This window comes from Thalassoroseus pseudoceratinae (assembly GCF_011634775.1).
In the GTDB taxonomy this organism is placed as follows: Bacteria; Planctomycetota; Planctomycetia; order Planctomycetales; family Planctomycetaceae; genus Thalassoroseus; species Thalassoroseus pseudoceratinae.
The window spans coordinates 314,039-338,199 of record NZ_JAALXT010000004.1 but is presented as its reverse complement, the minus strand read 5'-3'; the positions used below and the strand labels follow the sequence as shown (position 1 = coordinate 338,199).

Genomic DNA, 24,161 nt, shown 5'->3' with positions numbered 1-24,161 from the left:
GTTCCAATTGGGGAGTTGATCGATGTTAGGTTTACTGGATATCAGTACAAGCGGGCTAGTCGCACAACGACAGCGGCTAGATACCATCGCCGGTAACATCGCGAATGCGAACGCGACTCGAAATGCGGATGGCGAAGCAACGCCATTCTTGCGGCGTTTTGTGTCGTTTCATCCAGAGCCACAGTCGGCATCCCCGCAGTCCGGAGTCGGTGTGGGCTATACCGTTGATGTTGACCGATCGAGCCCGACTCGCCGAGTCCACGAGCCGGGACATCCCGATGCTGATGCTGATGGATACGTGACCTATCCGAACATTGATGTGATTACCGAGTTCGTCAATGCCATGGAAGCCGGGCGGGCTTATGAGGCAAATATCTCGGCTATGGAAATCACGAAACAGTTGGCTGAAATGAGCCTGCAGATTATCGCATAGAGATTGACTGACAGAATAGGTTAGCCGATGACTTCACCAATCACGCCATCTGCACTTCCGACGCAACTGCTGGATTTGACCGAATCTCGTTCGGTTTCTCAGACAAGTCCTGCGTCTGGGGATTTTCAAGAACTGCTAGTCAATTTGATCGGAAACACGGCGGAATTGGAACATCAATCGCAGCAGGCGATCGAAAGTCAAATGTTAGGTGAGAACATCACACAGGTTGAGGTGCTGTCAGCGGTGAAGAAAGCGGATCTGGCATTGCGACTAATGATACAAGTTCGCAACAAGATGCTAGAAGCCTATAACGAGGTTCAGCAGATTCGGATGTAGATGATAACGTTGATCTAATCAGTATTCAAAGTCAGTGATTGTCCTAGCACGAGTCTCTCCAAGTAGTTGAACTGAACCATGGCAGCGACACCACCAGAAACGGTTAGCAGACGTATTCTTGCGTCGGTCAAAGCGATGCCGCCAAGCCAGCAGGGCACGCTTGTGGTCGTGGCCTGTCTGCTTGTCGCGGGATTCGGGTACCTCATGTTCGCAGGGCCGACGACATCCAGGATCCCGTTGTCATGGGGAAAGACCTTTACCACGGAGGAGTTGCTTAACGCCGAGCGGACACTGAACGACGCAGGCCTTTCGGATTTCGCACGCGACGGTCAGAAACTGATGGTTCCAAAGGCAGAGGCCGAACGTTATAACGCCGCGCTGCTCGAGGGAGGAAGTCTTCCACAAGGATGGGGTTCCGAACTCGCGACACAGTTTGAGAAGTCCAATGGCGTTTTTGAGAGTGCTCGGACGGCAGAGGAGCGTAGTCGTATTGCGTTGGCCAATGTTCTTCAAAGAACAATTCAGGCCGTTCCCGACATCGAACATGCGAGTTGTGTCTGGGCTCGGTCGAAACCGGGACGTTGGCCACACAACGACACACGGGTCACGGCGACCGTAAGCGTTCGACCGCGACGGGGAAAACAGCTCACTCCGCAACTTGTGGAGTCGTTACGACTCGCAGTTGTGGGGATGATCCCTGATCTTGAGAAGGCGAACGTGACGATCTTTGATCAGTCGACAGGGACGTCCCATCAACCGGTTCCCGAAAACAGTCCCTTTGATTCGACCATCATGCGACGGATTCGCGACTTTTCTCAGGAGTATCAGTCGCGGATTCAAGCGGCGTTAGCCTATGTTCCAGGAGCAATCGTCTCCGTCAATGTCGATATTAACGATATCAAATCGCATATCGAACGCAGCCAGAAGTTAAACCCCAAGGAAACAGTCACAAGTTTTTCAGCCAGCCGCATTCGTGATGAAAAGTTTCGCCAGGAACGTGTGAGTGGAGAGCCCGGAGTTCAGAACAATCAACCTCGCAGTCTTGATTTGAATAGTGAACCGGAACGGTCACGCGCTGTTGCCGAAGAGGATACCACGACAACAACCGTTCCCTCTTTCACAGTAACCAACCAAGAGTTCTTTGCCGCGATGCCGAAAGCGGTTCAGGTATCGATTAAGCTTCCGCACGACTACTATGAGGCGATTGCCGAAAAGCGAGGCTTGATTCCAGGGACGACAGATGAGGAAAAATCACAATTCGACGCGGCACTAAAAGTGATTGAAACCGAGGAGTTGGCGAAGGTTCAATCAACGGTGGCTGTTTTGATTCCGATGGGCTCGCCAGCTTCGGCGATTAATGTGAGTAGCTATTATGCCATTGAACCTGACATTCCCGACATTTCTCCGTCATTGATGACTCAAGCAACTAGCTTTACAGAACAGTGGGGGAGTTCCATTGCATTGGCTGGTTTCACTCTTTTCGTGCTATGGATGCTTCGGAAAAACTTTCCGAAACTGCCAGACGAGGAAATTGATTTGAGTCGTGATCTGCTTGACAGTGGAACTCAGTCGGAGACCGAAACGGCTGCACCAGCCCCTGAACCAACCAAACGAGAGACACTACAAGAAATGGTACGAGGGAACCCTGAGATGGCGGCGAATATTATTTCGGATTGGCTGCAAGAAGTCTGATGTTGGCGGCGTATTGTTGGATGCTGTAACGATGCTCTGAGACAAGGATGCGGTGATGAGCGAAGTTCGAAAGGCTGCGGTTTTGCTTCTCAGTCTTGACAAGCAGTTAGCTGCTTCCGTCTTAGGGCAGGTGCGGAAGGATCTCGTTGAGAAATTGATGCTAGAGATTGCCAGATTGAATGATGTGCCCGAGGAAGAGCAAGATCGTGTCATTGAGGAGTTCTCGACGAGTGCGAAAGTTCGATCCCATATCGAACGTGGCGGGATTGATTTCGCCGACCAGCTCTTAAGGGAATCGCTCGGGGAAGACGGTGCTGACGCGATTCTTGACAACGTTCGTCAATCGTTGAGTTCAGTGCCATTTGGCTTTCTTCAGAAGGTCGGCGCTGACAACCTCATTACGTTCATTCAGGAAGAACACCCGCAGACAATTGCGTTGATCATGTCTCACCTGCCACCGGGACTCGCGGCTGAAGTCTTGAGCGGTTTGCCTTCGAGTAAACAGCTCGAGGTCATCCGCCGCGTGGCGAGCATGGAGCAAACAAACCCTGAAGTTGTTGAAGACGTGGAGCGGACACTACGAAAACGGATGCAGTCTTCATTCAGTCAGCAGCTTGAGAAGGCCGGTGGGGTACCGATGGTCGCTCAGATTCTCAACGTGACGGACCGCATGACCAATAAGGCCATTTTGGAGACGCTCGAGGACGATGACAGCGAATTAGTCGATGAGATCAAGCGACTCATGTTTGTGTTTGACGATCTCTTGAAGCTTGATGACAAAGCGATTCAAGTCTTGCTCAAAGAGGTTGATAGCAAACAGTGGTCATTCGCACTTAAGGGGGCTTCACAAGAGATCCGCGATCGCGTGCTGGGGAATCTTTCGCAACGTGCGGCTGAGTTATTGAAAGAAGAAATGGAATACCTCGGCCCTGTCAAAGTGAGCGATGTGGAGGCGAATCAGCAGGAAATTGTGGATACCGTTCGTAGGCTGGAAGAGTCAGGGGAAATCGAAGTGTCTGGGGGGGCAGAAGGGGATCAGTACATTTCATAGTCGCTCTGCTCATTCGATCGTTTTACTTAGCTTTGATCACGCGAAGCTCAGGACGAATTATCTCTTCTGATTGTTGATCACGGTGTTCTGTCGTTCTTCTGGCTTGAGTTGTTCTTGTAAAAGTCTGCTGTTATGGGGAATCCCGAAACAAAACGTGTTCTCAAAGCCGGCACTGCCCATTCTCTACAGTATGAGGTTGCCTACAACTTTGAAGATCTTGAGAGTCGTTGTCAGCAGTATGTTGAGCAAGTTCGGCAGCAAACTCGAGCAATGATTGTTGAGGCCCAAGCCGAAGTTGAGTCACTGAAGAAAACCTCACATACCGAAGGATACGAAGCGGGCTACCAAGCAGGCATCTCGAAAGCAGAACAGGAAATTCAGAAGCGGATTGATGCCGAGGTGCGAAAGCAGGTTGAGGCGAAGACTCGAACTTCAATCCCTGTGATTCAGTCAGTTGCTGACACACTCGCGGCACAACGTTTAGAGTGGCTATCGGAATGGGAGTCAAAAGGGATTCATCTTGCCGTTGCGATTGCGGAACGAATCATTCGGCGGGAAGTTGCCGCTCACCCAGAGAATGTCATTCAGTTGCTTCAGGAATTACTAGAGATGGCGTCGGGAGAGAACAGTGTTTGCATCTATCTTCACCCCGAAGATGCGGCGTTTCTCGATGAGCAACAAGTCGACCTAAGTGCAATGTTTCAGTCTGCGGGTGATGCCAAGATTCTGAATGATGAATCTGTCAGCCGCGGCGGGTGTGTGGTGCGAACCGAACACGGCGAGATGGACGCGAGAATCGAAACGCAACTCAATCGCTTGATTGAGGAACTTCTGCCTGAGGCTGACGAACTATGATGGACTATCATCAGCAGTTGGCCCAATCTGTACCCTTTGGGCTTTCCGGCCACATATCACGAGTCGTTGGGCTGACGGCTTCGGTTGCGGGATTTCCTGCGCCGCTGGGGGCGGTTTGTCAGATTGAGCGTGGGCATGGAAAGCTTATCGATGCGGAAGTTGTTGGGTTCCGGGATCGTGAGGCGTTGCTGCTTTCCTATGGCGATCTTGCGGGTGTTCGGCGAGGGAATCGAGTTCGATTGCGGCAATCGTCGCCAACTGTTCGTGTTGGTCCCTCATTATTAGGACGGGTCATCGACGCACGCGGAAGGTTGATTGATGGCGGTCCGCGTACGCCCTGCCCCACATGTGTCAATTTGCAGTCACCACCAACACCAGCATTGGAGCGGCCGCGAATTCAAACCCCGTTGCAGACGGGGGTGCGGGTGATCGACGGTTTTCTCACATGCGGAGTTGGTCAACGACTCGGAATTTTTGCAGGCAGTGGTGTTGGGAAGAGCACACTCTTGGGGCAGATCGCCAAGTTTAGCTCGGCAGACGTCAATGTCGTGACGCTCGTCGGTGAACGTGGTCGTGAAGTTCGCGAGTTTTTAGAACGCGATCTCGGACCAGAAGGTTTGGCACGTAGTGTTGTCATCGTCGCGACCGGTGATGAACCGGCGCTTCTGCGTCTGAGAGCCGCTTACCTAGGGACTGCAATCGCTGAGTACTTTCGGGATCTCGGTAAGAACGTGCTGCTCATGATGGACAGTGTGACACGCTTCGCCTTGGCTGGTCGCGAAATTGGTTTAGCCGCCGGCGAACCTCCTGCAACTCGCGGGTATCCGCCGAGTGTGTTCTCGATTCTGCCTAGGCTTCTCGAAAGAAGCGGGTTGAATGGGCGTGGCAGTATCACTGGGCTGTATACAGTCCTTGTGGAAGGCGATGATACGAATGAACCCGTTTCTGATGCTGTGCGAGGGATCCTAGATGGCCATGTGATGTTGTCTCGTAAGCTAGCGCATCAATCCCACTGGCCTGCAGTTGATGTGCTTCAAAGTATTAGTCGGTCCATGAATGACTTAGTGATACCGCAACATCGTCAAGCTGCTTATAGTCTGCGAGGGATGCTAGCGGCACGCAAGGAAGCAGAGGATCTCATTGCAGTCGGTGCTTATCGTCGTGGCTCTGATGTTCTTGTGGACCAGTCGTTGCAAATGGATGATGCGATCCGCAAGTTTCTCCACCAGTCTCCGACTGAGCAAACACCAATCAAACAGTCAATCGCGGAGTTATGCCAACTCGAAACTGTGCGGGCATCTTTGCCACGTATGGATGCCAAAAAGGACTCCACTGCGAAAAACTAGTGAATGCTGTCTTGCCGTTATTGGGATGTGTCTCTTGTTTAACAATCTGGCTGGTCATGGCTTTTAGATTTCGTCTGCAAGCGCTGCTTGATCTTCGTATCCGTAAACGCGATGCTGTTCGCCAGGATCTCGCGGATGCCCTTGCGTCGCAACGCGAACTCGACACGCGTCGGAACCAAATGGCTGATGACATTCACCGGCATGAACAGGAAGTCCGGCAGATGGGGAGCGGGCGGATTGATATCAATCGTTTGAACCGTCAACGCCATTATTTGGCTCATCTTGGGCAGAATCTGCGTCAGTCCGAGCAGGAAGTGACCGAGGCTGGCAAACTTGTCGAGCAACGGCAAGCGGAACTCGCAACGGCCGAGCAGGAAGTCCGGTTGCTCGAGAAACTTCGTGACAAACAGAGTGAAGAGTATTATTTCAATCAAGAGAAAAAGGCCGAGTTGCAGCGTGATGAAGCCTGGCTCAATACCCGTCCCATCGAGGAAACATCATGATTCGCAAGCTGATCTCGATACTCGGGATGTGTTGCTTGATTATCGTGCTTGCTGAAGCAGGTGGGCTCGCCTGGCTGTGGTTTAGCGGTGAGCTGACGCCAGAGCGTTTGCAACGTGTCCGTCTGGCTTGGGACGAAGAACCGTCTGAACTTCTCGCTGACGAGGCGGTGCCTGAAGATCGTGGCATCGACACAAATTTGATTATGCAGCAGCGGGTTCTCAGGGCGTTCGACCTCGAAACGCGAGCGCGCGAACTCACACAGCAAGCGGAGATGATCGTCCGTGAACGTCAACGAATCCTGGAAAATCGCCTAGAGTTTCAAACTCAACATGAAACCTTCCAAGCGGAGCTCAAACGAATTCGTGAGGAAATCCAGTCGGAAGCGAGCGAGCAGGCTCGATCGGTCCTGAGTTCTCTGTCGGCTGGAGATGCCGTTCCTTATTTGATGGCATTGGATCTGGATCGAAATTTGGTCCTGCTCAAGGAGCTTCCGGCGAAGACTTTGGGAAAGATCCTCAAGGAAATGAGTCAGGGTGACGACGAACAGAGGCAGCGGAGTGCGCAAATATTTGACGCATTGAGCCGTGGCGAACCGGAAATCTCCGCCACTCGAACTGCTGAACAGACCGCTGCAACACCAAAGCAACCACTTCGGTAAAAGGTCTGGGCGTTCGGGCATCCGGTGCGGTATCAGGAGTCGACCGGATGTCGAGTGAAGTTGGGTTGTTGAAGCAGACGACTCGGGGGACAAACCCTCTGGGATTGTTTTCCGGACCGGCGAATCGGGATTCGTCTCAAGATTCCAAGCCTTCAGTGTTCGCGGAGAAGTTCCAGCAACGACACTCAGCCGAACCCAAAGACACCACTACGCCGCAGGCAGCCGACCAGCAATCCAACGAAATTCAGCGGCCGCAACCTCGGGCCGATACTGCTCGCCACGAGAAACCTTCCAGTCGTGACTCGGAACTTGAATTGTCGGCCGATGATGCAGACCGGACTGCTGATGGTGAGCAGAGTCTCGTCCCGTCGGTTACGACACACATTGCATCAGCGGAGCCAACGGGCCGCCCACTCCGATTCGCGATTAAGACTGATGCAACCCCTGCTCCAGCGACGGACCAATCCGTCCTGAAAGCCCCCGTCGGGTTGGTCGCGCAATATACGACGACCCAACATACCACGCCCCCAGAGGGCACAACTGAGGACGCACTCGAAAGCCCGACTGAGATTGAGGAGATTGCGTCGGCGGAATTGACGGCTTTGTTCGATGCGAATCAAGAGTCAGATGGAGTTGATACGGAAAGTTTCGAACCCGCTGACTCATCGGCTGTCGACACAAACGAAATCACGAATAGTCACGTTTCGGAGCCCGGTGAGACATTCGCAGGCCAACAACAAAATACGAACGATGAGGCCCCCTCCCAGTCTAAAGGCGATGCGACCGGTCCCGAGAAAAATGCCGTCACGATCCAAAGCGATGCTGTTCAATCTTCTGAAACAACTCATGTTGTCGAGCAGTCGGTTTCCGTAGCTTCGACATCGGATCAGCCAGACTTGGGTGGTAGCAAGTCACGACGAAAACTCAACGAGTCCGTTGGCACCAGCACCGAAGCGGTTTCGGAGACGCTCGGTACTCAGGATTCCACGGGACCGGGACCGGAACAAGCGATCGACTCCGCCGAGGAGGCACATTCGTCGAAACCGCAAAACGGGCGAGCCACCGAGGCTGTCACCGTGCAGAGTGATCTTTCGCAACCGAACAGCTTCCAGGCTAACGGTTCGCAGCCGATTGATTCTCAGTCTGGAAACGGGGGACGCGGCAATGTCCAATTAGCCGCGAGTACGATCTCTGAAACCCAAGCGAACGAACCCGAATCAAGCCGTTCTGATGTGAAGCCCGTGGAGGCAACCACCTCAACCAGTGAGACCGCTCCTCAGGTAACAAATCGGACTACGTTGTCTCCTAGTGGTGAAACAGCCAAAACCGATGGAGACACGACACCACGATTGCAGACTCTTGTCGATCGGGTGGCGGAAGCCGTTGAGTCCGCTGGGCGTCAACAGTCAAGTCGCCCCTTGCGGATTCGGATCGACCCGCCGGAACTTGGTGTGCTGAGTATCGAAGTGCATACGCAAGGCGGGCAGGTTTCGGCGAAAATGCAAGTCGAATCTTCAGCCGCGCAACGTCTGTTGTTAGATCATCTTCCACAGCTTCAAGAGGCCCTCTCGCAGCAAACTGGTAGTTCGACACAAGTCGAAATTCAACGTAGCGAGTCTTCAAATAGTGATTCCCAGCAGCAGAGTTTTGCTCAGGATCAGGCCACCTCTCAACAACAACGACAGCATCAAGACCAACGGCGTGCGGCGGCTTCTGTGAGAAACTTGTCTGATGGAATAGAAACGCCCGACGAGAAACCCACTTCAGAGCCCGCTCTCAGCCCCGATCGAACTCATTCGCTCGTCGGTATCGATATTGAAGTTTAAAGCGAATCGTCGCAATCAAGTCCAATCTGTATTCTGAGTGAGATTCCTCCATGAATGTGACCTCAACCGGCTCCACCGGAAGCACATCGGCAAGTAGCACGGAAAGCGTGCAAGGTTTGAACGGGCTAACATCAGAAGCCTTCCTGGAGATGATGATCACGCAACTCCAGAATCAAGACCCACTCGAACCCACTGGCAACGACGAGCTACTAAATCAGATTTCGCAGATGCGGTCACTGCAATCGAATATCGAACTTGGCGAGACACTGAATTCGATTACCAATAATCAACAGCTAACCGCGGCGGCCTCGTTTATCGGAAAAACGATCACAGCATCTGTGCAAACAGCCGCCGGTTCGCGAGAGGTGTCTGGTGTGGTGAGTCGAGCGTTTGTGGCGGAGGGCCAAGCCTTCATCGGCGTCGGTGAAGACAGTGTCCCGGTTTCTGGAGTCCATACGATTCACGAATCGTAGACCGCTCGGCAATGCCGCTTGGGCGTCCAGTTTGACAATGCGATTCAGATTCTGGTCGTTCAACAATGCAAATTCGCCGATAACTATAGAAGATGCCGGCTTTGTTCGCTGGAATCGTAGGTTGAGTATAGCGAGGATTACATGGGTCTCACATCGGCATTGAATACGTCACTCAATGGTTTGGCGTTGAATGAAACCACAATCGATGTCCTGGGCAACAATATCGCTAATGCGAACACAACAGGCTTCAAAGCCTCGAATGTGCAGTTCGCGACTCAGCTCTCGCGAACGCTTTCTGTCGGTTCCCGTCCCACAGCCAGCGATGGCGGGACCAACCCTAGGCAGATCGGTTTGGGGGCTAATGTTTCGGCCATTGTGAAAGACTTCAGCCAAGGATCGATTACAAACAGTACTAGTCCTTCGGATTTGGCGGTTGAAGGCGACGGGCTTTTCATTCTTGATGGGCCTTCTGGAAACGTCTATAGCCGAAACGGTAACTTCACGCTGAATAGTGCAAGTACCTTGGTCAATGCCGATGGACTACATGTCCAAGGCTACGGAATCGACGAAGACTTCAATCTTGTGACCACTCAGCTTACTGATATTCAGATCCCTCTAGGTGAGTTGAATGTTGCTGAACGCACTAGTAATGTCGAGTTAAATGGTGCTTTGTACCCTGGGGGAGACGTCGGCGCGAACGGGGCACTTGTGACAAGTGATGCAATGACGGATTCTTCGAGCGGTGGCGCCGCGAACGCCGGTTCCCTATTAGTCGACCTTGTGGATTCAGGAGCCAACGCACTGTTTCCGGTTGGGGAAACTGTCTCGTTCGGCGGGCGGAAAGGCGGTCGGACACAGACACCACAGTCAATGACAATTGAAGCCACCTCGACCGTTCAAGACCTTATGGATCTGATTCAGGGAGCACTTGGTATCCACAGCGGCGGGACGGTTCCGGCGGACGGGAATACCGGGACTAATCCGGGCGTGACAATTACGGGCGCTGGTGAACTTCAGATCTTGGGCAATCGAGGAACAGCCAATGACATCAACGTTGCTACTTCGGACCTGACCGTAACAAACGGGGCGTTGATTGAGCCAACGAGCTTGGCCTTTCAAAAGTCGGAAACAGCCGTTGGTGAAAGTGCAGTCACCGACTTCGTGGTGTTTGACTCCCTCGGGGAACCGCTCACAGTGCGGATGTCTTCGTATCTTGAGTCTAGTACTCCTAGCTCGACGACTTTTCGCTATTTCTTCGAGAGCGATGATGATAGTGATTTGAGCACTGTGCTAGGCGACGGCACAATCACGTTCGATGGCGAGGGACAATTAGTTGGGGACGGGGTGAGAACCTTCTCAATCGACCGGAATTCGACGGCGGCGATTAGCCCCATGCAGATCCAAGTGGACTTTTCGAATGTCTCCGGTCTGTCTTCCGGGGGCAGTATCCTCGGTTTGGAGTCTCAAGACGGATCGGCGCCGGGGACACTCACAAGCTTTGTGACTGATGAGACCGGGGTAATCAACGGGATTTTTGACAATGGTGTGATTCGGACCCTCGGGCAAGTAACGCTGGCTCGATTTTCGAACACGCAAGGCCTGATTGAAGCCGGCGGGTCGAACTACATGGAAGGTGTGGGGAGTGGTCCCCCATTCATCGTGACACCGGGAAGCCTCGGGGCCGGCACCGTGCGGTCGGGGGCGATTGAACTATCGAATACAGATGTCGGTCGAAATCTTGTTGATCTCATTGTGGCTTCCACAAACTATCGTGGGAACGCTCGTGTGATCGGTTCAGTACAGACACTCGTCGACGAGCTTCTTGTTCTTGGTCGATAGAGAGGGTGACGATGATCAAGCTCACGCGACTTGGCGGTGAGGAGTTTGTTGTCAATGCGGAGTTGATCCGGATGGTCGAAAGTCGTCCTGACACTTTTGTGACATTGACCACGAATGATCGGTTTATCGTTCGCGAGAGCGTTGCCGAAGTCGTGAAACGAAGTCTAGCGTACCGTCGGCTCACCAATGGGAATCTGGTCGATCAATACGTTGGGAAACCCGCCGCATGATTATAGCCTAGACGGTTGAAGTTACAGTCGATTGCAACTGGTTGTGCTGGATCGTTTTGTTGTCGGGGATTCGGGAATCGTTGTCACATTTTGTCGCTCGAATTCTTAGTTGAACTTTCTGCGGTTCTAAGTCTCAACTACAGGAACTTAGAATTGTATGTCGATGGTCTAATGCCCTCCTAATTGGTTTCTTGAGCGTGAGTTCTCAGCGGAAAGTGCGAAGCGATGGATAAGGCAACCGTCGGAGGATTGGTCGCGGGGATTGCCCTGCTCCTCCTCTCCATCATGATTGCACCGGGGTCGAGTTTCGCCGCGTTTATTGACTATCCATCGCTAGCCGTTGTGGTCGGAGGGGCAATCGCGGCAACGTTTATTGCGTTCCCAATCGGGACCGTGCTCCAAGTTCATAAGGTCATCCTAAAGAGCTTTTTTCCGAAGCAACAGTCGCTGACTCCGGTTATCCATCAACTTGTTGAGTTCGCAGAACTGGCTCGTCGAGAGGGGATCCTAGCGTTAGAGGGTCGGACTGACGACATCGAAGACCCATTCATATTGCTTGGAATTCAAATGGCTGTGGATGGGACCGACACTGAGTTGATGGAGGGGATTCTACGGGCCGAAATGGATGCCATTGTGAATCGTCATAAGACGGGTAAGACACTGATGGACACCGTCGGTCGCTATGCACCTGCATTTGGAATGATTGGGACTCTGATGGGCCTGATCATCATGCTTGGGAATATGGACGATCCGGAAGCGATTGGTCCAGGGATGGCCGTGGCTTTGATCACGACGCTTTACGGCGCTATCGTTTCTAACCTCTTCTTTCTGCCATTTGCCGATAAACTAGCGTTTTACAGCAAGCGGGAGATGGAGGTCCGCGAAGTGATTGTTCGTGGCTTGGTTGCCATTCAAGATGGTGACAATCCCCGCGTGTTAGAGCAAAAGTTGATGACGATGCTTCCACCATCCGAACGAGCCAAGGCGGATCAGAACGCGGAAGCCGCCGCGGCCTAACGTGATTGCTAATTCGTCGCGTTCGGTTCACCAATATCCTCTGCATTTTGCTAGAAGAACCAATCGGATCACTTGCATTCAACATGAACGCCGAAGACTGAATGGTGCTCTCAATTCAAAGCCGATTCCGGTGCGTTGATTCGAATGTTGGCTCTGCATCTCAAGGATCGAGAGTTCAATCATGGCTGCAGAAGAAGATGATGCCCCAGGCGTTCCAGAATGGGTTGTCACTTACGGCGATATGATGTCGTTGCTGCTGACCTTCTTCATCATGCTGGTGTCGTTGAGTGAACTCAAAAGTGATAACGGCGAAGTGCGGGCGGCCCTCGATGCATTACGCGAGTCGTTCGGCAACACGGACGGACGGGCCAGCATGCCCGGTCGGTCTCTCCAGTCGACAAGTGAGTTCAGCAAACGTGGCTCCAAAGGAAACACGTCTGAAGGTGGGATCAAACAGGCTGGTCGCGATTCGACTGGGAACGCTGGCGAACATACAAGCGGTGAACGAATCAATCACGGTAACCACTTGACACTCGGGGGGCCTGTCTTTTTCGACCGTTTCTCGACAACGCTCTCAGCCCGTATGAAGCAGAACCTCAGCGCAATCGCCGAGGATCTGATCGAACACAATGGCCTGATCGTGGTTCGAGGTCACACCACACGCGAACCGTTGCCGGTCGATGGTATCCATCGTTCCGGCAATGAACCGATTCAGCCGGTATTGACGGACAAAATGGATCTAGCGTTTGCGCGTGCAACGGTGGTCGCGAACTTCTTGATCGCAGAAGGAGTCGGGCGAAAGAAAATGCGAATCAGCGCTGCGGGCGATACAGAAACTCACCTCCTGACCCGTGAAGCGAACCGTCAGGATCAAAATCGTCGGGTTGACGTATTTACGATTGCGAGTTATAGGAACGCTGAAAATTCTCAGCCGGACGAATCTGAAAACTAAAGCTGTTAATTTGCGTAACTTTTCTATGTTTCCTTCGCCATATGCTAAGTTGAAGGAGAGAAACCTCTAAACATTGCTCAGTGAGTCGATTGTCCTTTCAGCAACCTGACTTCGCATTTACTTCGGACCACGGGATCGTCTTGATTTCCGTGGGAATGAACCCTTCAAACCCATTGATCTCGATATGTTGAAGCTGATCATCGTCGCTGTCGTCTCGATTCTTGGCTCCGCCGGTGCGACGTATTTTCTCGTCAAGCCAGCCGCTTCAGCCGAGACAGAAGCAGCCCCCATCGAAGAGGAACCCGAACTGGACTTGGTCGAAGTTCCAATCGATACCTTCAATGTGAGCAATCGGGTGGCGGCTCCGGGAGCGGTGATTCACATCCGCTTTAAGTTGGTCGCTGGGATTCCAAAGGGGCAAGATATCAACTTCGACGAGGCGATCAACAAGACGATGCCAGCACGTATCCGAGAGGCGGTCGTGGGAGTTGCTCGGAGTTGTGGCATGGAAGACATCCAAGACCCTGAACTGAATGTCGTCAAACGGCAGATCAAAGAGAAAATCAATAAAGTCATGCGACAAAGCATGGTGACGGAAATCTTTGTGAGTGATTTTCGCACGATGGAACAATAACGATGCACTCGTCGCAATCGCCCAGCGACGTGGTTCGATTCCGTTTGGGCGGGTGTATGACTGCGAAAGCATGTTGCCCTACCCTGTCAGTGTAGTGCATCAAGTGATTGACGTTGATAGTCTAGGCTGAACTAGCCGATAGCGGAGACCACACGGACGTGGCCGATCAGGACGATGACTTACTCAGGCCCGACGAGATAGAAGCCTTGCTGGGGGCAGCGGATGATTCCGCCTCCGAGCCGCCGATTGAACCGTCTGAGCAAATTGATGCGGGGGAGATCGAGGATCTTCTCGCTCAGGCTCAATCGAACGAGGCTGAATCTCAGACCGAAGAGCTGTTGAACCAGGCGGAAGCCGACTTGGCCGCCGCTCTCAGCGGGAGTGCACGGCCCGAAAATTCGCCCAACGCTGAGCAGGCGAAGCCGTATCAGATGGAATCGTTCGATTCGGCGGCGGGCCAGTCTAGTACGGCGTTGCCGTTGAACTTCCTGCAAGATGTCGAACTCGATCTACGGATTGAACTCGGTCGCACGGAATTGCTCATCGAGGATGTCGTCAAGCTGCGAGAGGGGTCCGTTGTTTCACTCGACAAACTTGCGGGTGACCCGGTGGATATCCTCGTGAATGGTCGCCTGGTGGCTCGCGGTGAAGTCCTCGTTCTCAACGACAACTTCTGCGTGCGTGTGGCTGAGATTCTCTCGCCAACAATCTAGACCGCAGTTGCCAAGCGAATTGTGCCCGACGGTATCAAGAATTGCCGTTCGGATATGACTCCCGAGTTCACGTGGACATTTGATTCGTGTTTTGCGTCGTTCGCAACACTTCGCGCGCAATCCGTTCTTGACAGAATCCACCGATCCGTTGTAAACCCTCGGACGCGGAATGCTAGTCGTGTCAAATTGGGGTGGCCCGACCTCAAGATGGCAACACAGTTCGCCCTAGCTTTCGTGTGAAATGAAAAGCCATTGGATGGCCCGGGGAATTTCTTCTGGAAGGATCGGCAATGCGTCGCACTTTGTTGGCGACCGGGATATGTGTATCGATGCTGGTAGTAGCAGCCGACGCATTTGCCCAGGAATCGCCATTCTCGAATCGCATACAGCGTCCTCAACAGCCACCGAGTGCGGTTCCGAGTCGACCCCTACCGGCACGGCCTGATTCACCTTTGGCCAACACCGCGAACGAACAATCCAGCCGTCATTCCAATTCGTCGTGGGGAACGCTCGTTGCGTTGGCTGTTGTCATTGGATTGATAATCGTGATCGCCAAGTTCTGGCGGCGATTCTCTCCCGTAGGTACTCATACCCTGCCAAGCCAAGCCGTGAACATCCTAGGGCGGAAGGCGTTAGATAGTCGGCATTCTTTGACGCTGCTCAAGTGCGGATCAAGAATCATTGTGCTCGGGTTCTCGCCCCACGGTATGCACACCCTGACAGAGATCTCCGATGCCGCCGAAGTCGATGTGCTAAATGGACTATGTTCAATGCCGACGACAGACGCTTCCAATTCCGCGACATTTCGCGATTTCTGGATGCGATCTCCAAAGGACGACCAGGCTACGTCACATGTTGAGCAGCATGATCCATCCGTCATGGAAGGCTATGCGAGTACTCATGCATAGGCGAACCTTTCGATCTCTAACAGAGCTGTTTAGTCGGAATCCACTGGTTAGGAATGGACGCTGGCTAGTCTTTGTCGTCGGTATTTGCGGACTTCTCACGCCTCACGTTGGCTACTCACAGCAAACGCCCGGACCGAGAGGCTTTCAACCGCAACGACCCCTAGCCCAACCGAATGCTCCCCAGCAAGAGGTTGCTGAACCACAGCCCGTACCGGGACAACTGCCTGATGCTCCCGAATTGCTGTCGCCTCGTGGACTGCCTTCGACTCTGAAAATTCTATTGCTGCTGACAGTGCTAAGTTTAGCTCCGTCAGTTCTCATTATGACAACATGTTTCATACGATTCATCGTTGTCATGGGGTTGTTGCGGCAGGCCCTTGGAACACAACAGCTTCCACCAAACCAAGTGATAATCTCTCTGTGTTTGTTCCTGACGATGATGGTCATGGGGCCTGTCTGGAAACGTGCCTATGACGAAGGGATTGTGCCCTACACACGTGGAGAGCTCAACGCGCCGGGCGACACTAGTGACGAAACACTAGCACGCGGATGGAAACGGACTGCCGCCCCGATTCGTCGTTTCATGGCAGACCAGATTGAACGTACGGGCAATGGTGATACGGTTTGGATGTTCGTTGAATATCAGCGTCCAGCTCCTGATAGCCCGGAGTTCCAGAATTATGTCGAACCCCAAAGCTACGATGACCTTCCACTCAGTGTGCTCGTGTCATCGTATATGCTGAGTGAGTTGAAGACGGCGTTCATCATCGGGTTTCAGGTGTATCTGCCGTTCCTCGTGATTGATATGGTCATTGCTTCGATACTGATCAGTATGGGGATGATGATGCTTCCCCCTGTTCTGATCTCACTACCATTCAAACTACTCTTGTTTGTCATGATCGATGGCTGGTATTTGACAGTGGGGATGCTGCTCGAAAGCGTCCGATAGCAAGATATAGCTGGACAGTGTCGCCGTACGAAATCTTTGCGTGGGAATCACAGGTGAGACACGGATTGGCGAAGTCGTCACTTGTGGGAAATCATTAGAGAAACGGATACTTCGATGACTGCGGACCAAGCAACCGAGTTGATGCGTTCCGCAATTTTGCTTTCCCTCGTCATCGGCTTGCCGGTGATGTTGACTGCTGTGATCGTAGGGCTCGCAATCAGCATCTTTCAGGCGGTGACACAACTTCAGGATCAAACACTCAGTTTTGTTCCCAAGATCATCGCGATGATGGCTGTCCTACTGTTTGTGCTTCCTTGGACGCTTGAGCAGGTCGTTGAGTACTCGCAAGAAGTCTTTGAGAATGTGGCACCCAATCTGACTCAAAGTTCTTCGTGATTCAATCGACTATGGATTTCTTACAATCACCCTCACTCACAGACTTTCTGTCATCGAGTCTAGTCGACACGCTGCTGGTACGGTTCTATATCTGGGTGCTGGTTTTTATTCGGCTGAGTGGCTTAATGATTCTCGGGCCACTGTTTGGGACGCCGGCCGTTCCGATCAAGGTTCGTGCACTGTTTGCAGTAAGTCTTTCCGTAGTCGTCGCACCGTTGATTCCGATTCAAGAAGAGAAAGTTCTGATTGCTGTCGATCGGAATCATGATCAGCGGATTAGTCAGGATGAAGTTCCTGAGAACTGGGAGGGGCGATATCGGGTTGCGGTCGAAATTTGGGGTGAGGATTCCGTTGGGATTCCGCAACTCGCAACGATCTGGCGACTGCCATTGACCGTTCTCGATTTTACACGAACGATCCTGGGGGAGATCGCATTAGGATTCGTATTGGGATTAGGCGTTTTTACCGTCTTATGCGGTCTGCAGCTCGCCGGTGAAATGATCGATCAGCAAGCGGGGACCGCACTCGGAGAAGTGTTCAACCCAGGGTTAGGAACGAACTCTGGTCTTGGTGGCCAGGCAATCTATATGTTTGGAATGACTGTGTTTCTTGTAATGACACCCCTCGGCGGTCATCTTATGATCCTGTCGGCGTTGTTAGACACGTTTCAAATCTTGCCGGTTGGCGAAGCTTGGGTTTCGACTAGCGTTGTTTCTTTGCTAATTGATCTAGTCCATCAGTCGCTCGTCATCGCGATCCAGGTCGCTGCACCCGTGCTGGCGACGACTTCCCTAATCGCATTAGTAATGGGGTTTTTGGGGCATACGACTCCGCAAATCAATGTGCTGGTTGTTGGCTTTCCGATTCGAGCAACGGCCACGCTAATTGTGTTTGCACTCTCGTTCTCGGGCGCGGCGAGGCTAGTCATCGATCTTGTCCCATTGACTATTCGCCATTTGACAACTGCAATGGCTAACTCCTAGTTTCTCCCTATGGCTGATACTTCACAGGATCGCACCGAAGAACCCACAGAGAATCGCCGCCGCGAGGCCCGTAAACAGGGGCAAGTTGCGAAAAGTTCGGACTTGACGGCTTCAGGATTGATGCTGGCGGCCGCGACAGCGATCCTAGTTTTTGGTTTTGAGATTACGCAATCACTATGTGAGCATCTTGCGGAGGCGTTAGCCAATGCGTCATCCGCTCCGATTGATAAGAATAACGTTTTGGCGTTACTGCGAAACGCTACCGAGCGGCTTCTGTTGACGATCGCACCGTTAATGATGTTGATGTTGTTAGCGGCGGTCGGTCTGAATGTCATGCAAGTCGGATTCTTATACTCGACTGAGGCATTGCAGCCAAAATTTTCCCGCCTGAATCCCCTGTCGGGGTTTCGTCGGATTTATTCGGTGCAAGCGGTTGCCAAACTGGGGATGAGTGTCGGTAAGCTTGCGATTGTTGTGACAGTGGCAGTGTTCTTTATTTCCACGATCCTTCCTTCACTACTCCAGTTGGGCCACCTCGAATGGGATCCTAATCGCTTTGAACTCGCGGAGACAGGGTTTCGAGAAACGCGAGTTGCGGGGCAATTATGGAGTGGCGTTCGTGATAGCCTCGTCACACTTGCGTTCCAGATGGCCGCAGCTTTGATCGCGCTTGGTGTGGCCGATTGGGCGTTTCAACGTTGGAAGCATACGCAAGATCTGCGGATGACAAAGCAGGAAATTCGTGACGAGATGAAGCAGTTTGATGGTGATCCGCATATTCGACAGAGACGTCGTGAAGTGCACCGAAAGCTGGCTGAAGCTCGCGAGATTCAGCAAACCGAGACTGCTGACGTTGTCATTACCAACCCGACTCACATCTCTGTGGCGATCAAGTATGACCCAGTGAAGATGGCGGCTCCAATTGTGGTCGCGAAAGGGCAAGGAGAAATCGCCCTTAAGATTCGTCAGATCGCGGCGGCACATAGCATTCCGATCATTGAACGGAAGCCATTAGCCCGTGCGTTGTATCACCAAGTCAAAGTCGGGCGGGAAGTTCCCATCGAGATGTATGAGGTGTTTGTTGAGATTCTTGCTTATGTGTATAGTCTCACTGGCCGGAAGCCTGAAGACTTGGCAGGAATGTAGGGGAGTTGCCTCTTGTGACACCCCATCTAGTTATCGAATGTGTCGGACGCTCTGTTGCTAGTGTGCTTCAGTTTTTGTCGGATCCAGACGATAATTGCGATCGCCAGAGTCAAGAAGGCTATTGAGCCGAAGTTCCAAGGTCCGCGGTTGTTCCACCAGACAATACCGTAGCCAAGGGAACCTGCGAGACCAACATAGTAAGTGAAGACCACCGCTGTCTTGCGAATGATCGTTCCTTCTTGCCCCATTAGTCCAACAACTGCAGATGCGGCAACAACATTGTGAACGCAAATCGTATTCCCCGCAGCGCCGCCGACGGCTTGCAACGCGACAATCCATACGGGATCGACCTGAATCCGCAGCCCAACTTCGAACTGAAAGAGGGAGAACATCATGTTGCTGATCGTATTGCTGCCAGCGACAGCCGCTCCGATGCCTCCAATCAGTGGCGAGAACAGGGGCCATGCGGCTCCGGTGATGTTTTCCACACCGTTGGCGAGTGCGATGGGCATCTCCGCGTAGCCGGCTTGGCTGCCACTAGTGTTGATGAAAACCTGCACCATCGGCACGGTGAATAGCAGCGCGACAGATGCTCTTGCAAGCGTCTTAAGTGATTGTCCCCAAGCATGTTGATAATCTCGCCAGGCCATGCGATGCAGTACGAAGGTGATCATGGAAACAAGTATGAAGATGGTCCCTGGAAGGTAGAGGGGCTCAATCGTTTTCGAGATTGATGTTCCTAGTATCTCCTTGACCGGAATCTGGAACGAACGAATCCAATTGAGAAGTGGGAGAGATTTGATTCGCGTCACGACTAGTAGTAGGGCGACGAGTAGATAGGGTGTCCATGCTAACCACGTTGTAATAATTCTTGGTGTCGGTTTTCGGTTGCTAACATCCAACCCGGTCCAACTCGCGTCCCAATCGCTGGGCGGCTCGAAGTCCCAGAGGTCGCCGGCTGGCAGCAACCAGCGTCGGTTTGCAGCGGGGATGACAATCGCTAGGCCACATAGTCCACCAATGAGCGAAGGGAATTCGGGCCCTAGCAAGTAGGCGACGGCGAGGTAAGGAAGCGTCATTGCGAACGCGGCAAAGACGGCGAATCGCCAAACTTGCAAGCCTTCTGCCCATGACCGGTTTTTTCCGAAAAATCGCGTCAACATGGCGACTAGAGCCAGTGGAATGAGTGTTCCGATAATTGTGTGAATGATCGCAACCCGAAAACCGATTGATGCAATGAATTCCGGCCAGGAACGACCCGCCTCTATTGCGAATGCCTCGATCGTTGCGTCACCGGATAATCCAGTGTTGACGCCAACGAGAATCGGGGTGCCAACGGCTCCGAACGAGACGGGCGTGCTTTGAATGATCAGCCCAGAGACAACTGCGGCCATCGGTGGAAATCCAAGTCCGACTAGCAGGGGGACAGCGACTGCTGCGGGTGTTCCGAATCCGGCAGAACCTTCGATGAACGAGCCAAATAGCCAAGCAATGATGATGACTTGAATTCGTCGATCAGGACTAATATTCCGGAAAGTCTCACGGATGGTGTTGAGTGCTCCGCTCTGCTCTAGCGTGTTCAACAGTAGAATTGCACCGAGAATGATGTAGAGCAGCTCGCCGGCAATCACTAGCCCCCGCAGACTAGCAGCGGCGACTTGGTCGAGGGGGATCTGCCAAACGAAGAATGCCAGGAAAGCTGCTGTGATGTAGCAAATTGGCATGGCACGGCTGGCAGGCCATCGCAGGATGACTAGGAACAGCACAACGCTAAGAATTGGTAGTAATGCGAGGGCGGCGAGCAGGCCTGGTGACATCAGAGAATCCTTGCAGGTTTGTCAGAGAGGACTCTGACATCTTACAAGGTTGCTGGCTCGTTCACGAGTCAGTGCATCCAAGGGCTAGGAATCGACGAGACTGCCTATGTTGATCGTCAACGCCGGATGCGTCCGATCGAGTCGCCGTTTGCCAAGCCTTCAATCTCATCAATTGAAAGCAAGGCAAAGTCACCGTGTATTGAGTGTGTGAGCGCTGCCGCAGCCGTTGCGAACTCAACGGTACTTTGCAGGGACCGTTCTTGAAGTTGACCGAGAACGAGTCCGGCGGTGAATGCGTCTCCCGTGCCGATGCGGTCTAGAGGCGTGACCTCGTGGATGCGACTGGTAGCCGTCTTGCCATTCTCATGAATGGTGGCTTGATACCGGTGCATACCTAACGAGGAGATGTTCCGATCGGTATATGCGACCGTTTTGAGTGTGTATTTCTCGCTAAGGTCACGCAGACTCTCTGTTCCCTGCGAATGGACATCAAAGAAGGTTCGCGCGTCGTGTTCGCTACCAATGAAGACATCGCTCATCTCCATGAAGCGTGGGAGAACTTTGGCAGCTTCTTCGATGGTCCAAAGTTGGCTGCGGTACCCGCAATCGAAACTAATCGTAACGCCCCGTTTCCGCGCGGTTTGGATTCCCTCTGCCAGTACCTCGCGAACGTTCTCGCCGTTTGCAGGGGCTGTGCCGGTGAAGTGGAACCAATCGGCATCGGCGAGAGTCAAGTCCCAATCGATATCTCCCGGTTGAAGTGTGCGGAATGCGGTCGCGTCTCGATCGTAGATGACCTGGCCGCTTCGTGGCGGTACGGGAGATTCCACGAAGAACAAACCCAGACGGTCGCCACCGCGAAGGACGGACTCTGTTCGCACGCCGTAACGGCGAAAATGATTCACGCAGGCTTGGCCAATGGAGTGTGATGGCACGCGTGAGACAATACTGCTAACGATGCCCCATTGTGCAAGTGCCACAGCGACATTTGCCTCGCCACCGGTAAACGAGGCTTGATAGTTTTCGGCTTGCACAAAGCGGTTGGAATGCGAAGCGTCCAAACGCATGAGCAGTTCGCCAAACACAACCACATTCTGTGGCTTCTTCATGCGTCAGCCGTTTTTCTACGATGGGGTCGCCGAGTATGACGGAAGAATGAGCGTTCTTGCCGCAACTCGTTCGATGAGGTTGGATTCCACAACTTTCCGTCGGATGTCAGGCAGGTGGCCATCACCGGAACAGAACAGGCACTTCGCCAGTGCGATTCGACCTTTGCCGCTACAGATTTGGCACTCGGCTCCTTCGATTCTCTGGCCTCGAAGGTCCCCGTCAAAAGACCATGCCTGATCCAGGGTTTCAGCCCGCAGCCAATATTCACGTCCCAACGGGTCAGCGACGCGGAACCGTGTATTACCACGACGGCCGATCGCCACGACGTAATGCCAAGTCCGAGCGGAACTGCGAACCAGCATAATCGGTGGACGGTTGCGGTTGATGAGATCGACGACGTCCGAAAGCGTCGCACGACGTTTCATCTCGGATTCGAGGCCATGTTCATACAACGCTTTTTTCACGCGACTGGGCCATGTGAATCCGATTTCATCTTTGCCGAATTTGAGCAGTCGTGTGCCAGCGGTTTGTTTCACGTCTTCGATGTTGGCGTGAATTCCGTAGTATTGCAGCAGCATCGAACAGCATGTGGGGCCGCAGCTAATCGGATCGGGCTGCTTGAGGATCGGAAAATTCCGCAGCACCATTAGGCGACCATCGTCGATCGAACGAGCGTGACGGGCAGATTCGGCATGGGCGGGAACCGGGCTGAGCAGCCAGCCGAAAAAACCGAGGACACCACCGCGGAGATAATCTCGGCGAGAAAGTCGGGATGTTCGAAATGCTTTGGACATGGCAGTCACCATTGTTGAAGTGAGTGACCAGTCGCGATTGGGCCGGTTCGCGCAAGAAGCCGACGACGCAGAAAGGCGTTGGTTGGGTTTGATAGAACGAATCGGTCAAATCGATTGTGGTGATTGACCGAAGACGTCTCCATCCGGTGTTCACCTTCGGATTCGAAATGATGGACTTGCACAATCGGCAAAGTCAACCTAAACGGACCCGAAGGCGTCTGCCAACTCTAACTAAGAGATGGAATTTCTTGAGCGAAACCGTCACTTCACCGCCGAGTTTTCCCGAATTCGGAAGAAATCTCATGAGTGCACCGAACGAAATTTCTTCCGATCCTCGTTCTGGTTAGTCAGCGTAGATGGCGTAGTACGTCCAAATCGCTGCGATAGACATCACGGCAATCGTGTAAAGGAACAGGATTGTCAGCATCTTCCCGATGGCGCTCCCCGCGAGGCTATCGTCGGCATCAAATTGCTTCAGTTCCGCCTCATCGAAATACGGTTCGTCGGCGGACAGTTTTCCCTCGGGCGGGGTATCTGGCGTTTGCGCGTCGGCAACCGATTCCGTGGTGGCTGAGGTTTCTGATGTCATGATGGATATTTTCCTCCGAGATCGCCCATTGATCGGGTGCGAAATGGAACTCGAATCGTGAACCAACGGACATTCTGCCGGAATTCCCGGGCGCTGTCGAGCGTTTTGCGACCGATTCCGTCTAAAGTGCCTTCACAAGGTTCTCGCCTAGCAGTTCCAACAAGATGTTGTCGTGCGGATACGGATGCCCAAGGTGTTGCCGAAAGGCCTCCCCATGAGCCACATTGATGAGGCTGCCGCGTTTCTTCGCCCAGGTTTCGCTGCTGGTCATGTACTCATCGACACCATGTTGGGCTCGCAGCCAAGCTCGTTGACTGTCGTGACAGGCGAGCATCTTTTGGCGGAGTTCGAATTTTGTCGAAATGTCGACGACGAACTGCGGCGGAATATCCCGTCCGAAGTAGTCGATTCCTTCGAGCGGATCGACGTAGTACAGGTAAGGAATCCGTTCTGTGATCGGTGCCGGATCCCATTGCTTGGTCGCGTAATTGGGGACCGAAGCCGAGAAACACGCGTCACGGACGAGATGGCTTGTGACTTCGTGGTCACTCATGTAGTCGATCGGCGGCGCGGTGAAGACGATGTCCGGTCGGTGTCGTCGCAACGCTTCGGAGACCCGGCGGCGGCTGTCGTTGTCATGCACGATTGAGAGATCGCGGAACTCTAAACAGTCGCACTCAGCGCCCAGGAGTTTGGCGGACTCGATCGCTTCTTGCCGACGGACGGCGGCGATTTCTTCGTTGCCCATTTCCGCACTGCCGCCATCGCCGGGCGTCATGGTAATCATCACAATTTCGCAGCCGGCATCTTTCAGAAGTGCCAACGTCCCCGCGCATTGGAACTCGATGTCATCCGGATGAGCGTGAATTGCCATCACACGTGGGGGAGTACTCAAACTGGCCATATTGGA

General features: G+C 53.0%; 26 protein-coding genes. 21 read left to right on the top strand and 5 right to left on the bottom strand.

Annotation, left to right across the window (positions count from 1 at the left end; genetic code table 11):
• Positions 1 to 22: 22 nt before the first annotated feature.
• The 21 genes from flgC (at position 23) to G6R38_RS15595 (ending at position 18,941) form a co-directional block, all read left to right on the top strand.
• A complete protein-coding gene (gene flgC / locus G6R38_RS15695; protein ID WP_166827637.1) occupies positions 23 to 433 on the top strand; it encodes a flagellar basal body rod protein FlgC in 411 nt (136 codons plus the stop codon).
• Between the two features lie 27 nt (positions 434 to 460).
• Positions 461 to 769, top strand: a complete 309-nt coding sequence (gene fliE, locus G6R38_RS15690) for a flagellar hook-basal body complex protein FliE (protein ID WP_166827634.1) — start codon at positions 461 to 463, stop codon at positions 767 to 769.
• Between the two features lie 78 nt (positions 770 to 847).
• Positions 848 to 2,461 (top strand): hypothetical protein, encoded by a 1,614-nt coding sequence (locus G6R38_RS15685; protein WP_166827631.1) that lies wholly within the window; start codon positions 848 to 850, stop codon positions 2,459 to 2,461.
• Positions 2,462 to 2,516: 55 nt separating this feature from the next.
• On the top strand, positions 2,517 to 3,512 hold the full coding sequence (gene fliG / locus G6R38_RS15680; protein ID WP_166827628.1) for a flagellar motor switch protein FliG: 996 nt from the start codon (positions 2,517 to 2,519) through the stop codon (positions 3,510 to 3,512).
• A gap of 132 nt (positions 3,513 to 3,644) precedes the next feature.
• A complete protein-coding gene (locus G6R38_RS15675) occupies positions 3,645 to 4,367 on the top strand; it encodes a FliH/SctL family protein (RefSeq protein WP_166827625.1) in 723 nt (240 codons plus the stop codon).
• Positions 4,364 to 5,713: a FliI/YscN family ATPase gene (locus tag G6R38_RS15670; protein WP_166827622.1), complete on the top strand. Its 1,350-nt coding sequence runs from the start codon at positions 4,364 to 4,366 to the stop codon at positions 5,711 to 5,713. Before G6R38_RS15675 ends, G6R38_RS15670 begins: the two co-directional genes overlap by 4 nt.
• A gap of 56 nt (positions 5,714 to 5,769) precedes the next feature.
• The gene (gene fliJ, locus G6R38_RS15665; protein ID WP_166827619.1) at positions 5,770 to 6,216 is read left to right on the top strand and encodes a flagellar export protein FliJ; all 447 of its coding nucleotides are present in this window, start codon (positions 5,770 to 5,772) and stop codon (positions 6,214 to 6,216) included.
• Complete coding sequence (locus G6R38_RS15660) at positions 6,213 to 6,875, top strand: hypothetical protein (RefSeq protein WP_166827616.1); 663 nt, start codon at positions 6,213 to 6,215, stop codon at positions 6,873 to 6,875. Before fliJ ends, G6R38_RS15660 begins: the two co-directional genes overlap by 4 nt.
• 47 nt (positions 6,876 to 6,922) lie before the next feature.
• On the top strand, positions 6,923 to 8,701 hold the full coding sequence (locus G6R38_RS15655) for a flagellar hook-length control protein FliK (protein WP_166827613.1): 1,779 nt from the start codon (positions 6,923 to 6,925) through the stop codon (positions 8,699 to 8,701).
• Between the two features lie 50 nt (positions 8,702 to 8,751).
• Positions 8,752 to 9,174, top strand: a complete 423-nt coding sequence (locus G6R38_RS15650) for a flagellar hook assembly protein FlgD (RefSeq protein ID WP_166827610.1) — start codon at positions 8,752 to 8,754, stop codon at positions 9,172 to 9,174.
• Between the two features lie 141 nt (positions 9,175 to 9,315).
• Complete coding sequence (locus G6R38_RS15645; protein ID WP_166827607.1) at positions 9,316 to 11,013, top strand: flagellar hook-basal body complex protein; 1,698 nt, start codon at positions 9,316 to 9,318, stop codon at positions 11,011 to 11,013.
• Between the two features lie 11 nt (positions 11,014 to 11,024).
• Positions 11,025 to 11,243, top strand: a complete 219-nt coding sequence (locus G6R38_RS15640; RefSeq protein WP_166827604.1) for a flagellar FlbD family protein — start codon at positions 11,025 to 11,027, stop codon at positions 11,241 to 11,243.
• Between the two features lie 225 nt (positions 11,244 to 11,468).
• Entirely contained in the window at positions 11,469 to 12,260 is a 792-nt protein-coding gene (locus tag G6R38_RS15635) for a motility protein A (RefSeq protein WP_166827601.1), read from the top strand.
• A 181-nt stretch (positions 12,261 to 12,441) separates the two neighbouring features.
• Positions 12,442 to 13,212 (top strand): OmpA/MotB family protein, encoded by a 771-nt coding sequence (locus G6R38_RS15630; RefSeq protein WP_166827598.1) that lies wholly within the window; start codon positions 12,442 to 12,444, stop codon positions 13,210 to 13,212.
• 184 nt (positions 13,213 to 13,396) lie between these two features.
• A complete protein-coding gene (locus G6R38_RS15625) occupies positions 13,397 to 13,846 on the top strand; it encodes a flagellar basal body-associated FliL family protein (RefSeq protein WP_166827595.1) in 450 nt (149 codons plus the stop codon).
• Positions 13,847 to 14,004: 158 nt separating this feature from the next.
• A complete protein-coding gene (gene fliN, locus G6R38_RS15620) occupies positions 14,005 to 14,559 on the top strand; it encodes a flagellar motor switch protein FliN (protein WP_206028606.1) in 555 nt (184 codons plus the stop codon).
• A 329-nt stretch (positions 14,560 to 14,888) separates the two neighbouring features.
• On the top strand, positions 14,889 to 15,467 hold the full coding sequence (locus G6R38_RS15615) for a FliO/MopB family protein (protein ID WP_166827592.1): 579 nt from the start codon (positions 14,889 to 14,891) through the stop codon (positions 15,465 to 15,467).
• Positions 15,412 to 16,416 carry a flagellar type III secretion system pore protein FliP gene (gene fliP / locus G6R38_RS15610; RefSeq protein WP_315852355.1) on the top strand — a complete coding sequence of 335 codons (1,005 nt, stop codon included), beginning with the start codon at positions 15,412 to 15,414 and terminating at the stop codon, positions 16,414 to 16,416. The genes G6R38_RS15615 and fliP overlap by 56 nt, the downstream gene beginning before the upstream one ends.
• Positions 16,417 to 16,530: 114 nt before the next feature.
• On the top strand, positions 16,531 to 16,812 hold the full coding sequence (gene fliQ, locus G6R38_RS15605) for a flagellar biosynthesis protein FliQ (RefSeq protein ID WP_166827565.1): 282 nt from the start codon (positions 16,531 to 16,533) through the stop codon (positions 16,810 to 16,812).
• Between the two features lie 11 nt (positions 16,813 to 16,823).
• Entirely contained in the window at positions 16,824 to 17,795 is a 972-nt protein-coding gene (locus G6R38_RS15600) for a flagellar biosynthetic protein FliR (RefSeq protein ID WP_166827560.1), read from the top strand.
• Positions 17,796 to 17,804: 9 nt separating this feature from the next.
• Positions 17,805 to 18,941, top strand: a complete 1,137-nt coding sequence (locus G6R38_RS15595; protein WP_166827556.1) for an EscU/YscU/HrcU family type III secretion system export apparatus switch protein — start codon at positions 17,805 to 17,807, stop codon at positions 18,939 to 18,941.
• Positions 18,942 to 18,967: 26 nt separating this feature from the next.
• Here G6R38_RS15595 and G6R38_RS15590 read toward each other — a convergent pair whose 3' ends face one another.
• The 5 genes from G6R38_RS15590 to G6R38_RS15570 all read right to left on the bottom strand — a co-directional run bounded on the left by G6R38_RS15590 (position 18,968) and on the right by G6R38_RS15570 (position 24,155).
• Positions 18,968 to 20,758 carry an L-lactate permease gene (locus G6R38_RS15590; protein WP_166827550.1) on the bottom strand — a complete coding sequence of 597 codons (1,791 nt, stop codon included), beginning with the start codon at positions 20,756 to 20,758 and terminating at the stop codon, positions 18,968 to 18,970.
• A 116-nt stretch (positions 20,759 to 20,874) separates the two neighbouring features.
• Positions 20,875 to 21,867, bottom strand: a complete 993-nt coding sequence (locus tag G6R38_RS15585; protein WP_166827546.1) for a sugar kinase — start codon at positions 21,865 to 21,867, stop codon at positions 20,875 to 20,877.
• 15 nt (positions 21,868 to 21,882) lie between these two features.
• The gene (locus G6R38_RS15580; RefSeq protein WP_166827541.1) at positions 21,883 to 22,662 is read right to left on the bottom strand and encodes a C39 family peptidase; all 780 of its coding nucleotides are present in this window, start codon (positions 22,660 to 22,662) and stop codon (positions 21,883 to 21,885) included.
• A gap of 343 nt (positions 22,663 to 23,005) precedes the next feature.
• On the bottom strand, positions 23,006 to 23,251 hold the full coding sequence (locus G6R38_RS15575) for a hypothetical protein (RefSeq protein ID WP_166827537.1): 246 nt from the start codon (positions 23,249 to 23,251) through the stop codon (positions 23,006 to 23,008).
• Positions 23,252 to 23,372: 121 nt separating this feature from the next.
• Positions 23,373 to 24,155 (bottom strand): PIG-L deacetylase family protein, encoded by a 783-nt coding sequence (locus tag G6R38_RS15570; protein ID WP_166827534.1) that lies wholly within the window; start codon positions 24,153 to 24,155, stop codon positions 23,373 to 23,375.
• Positions 24,156 to 24,161 lie beyond the last annotated feature (6 nt).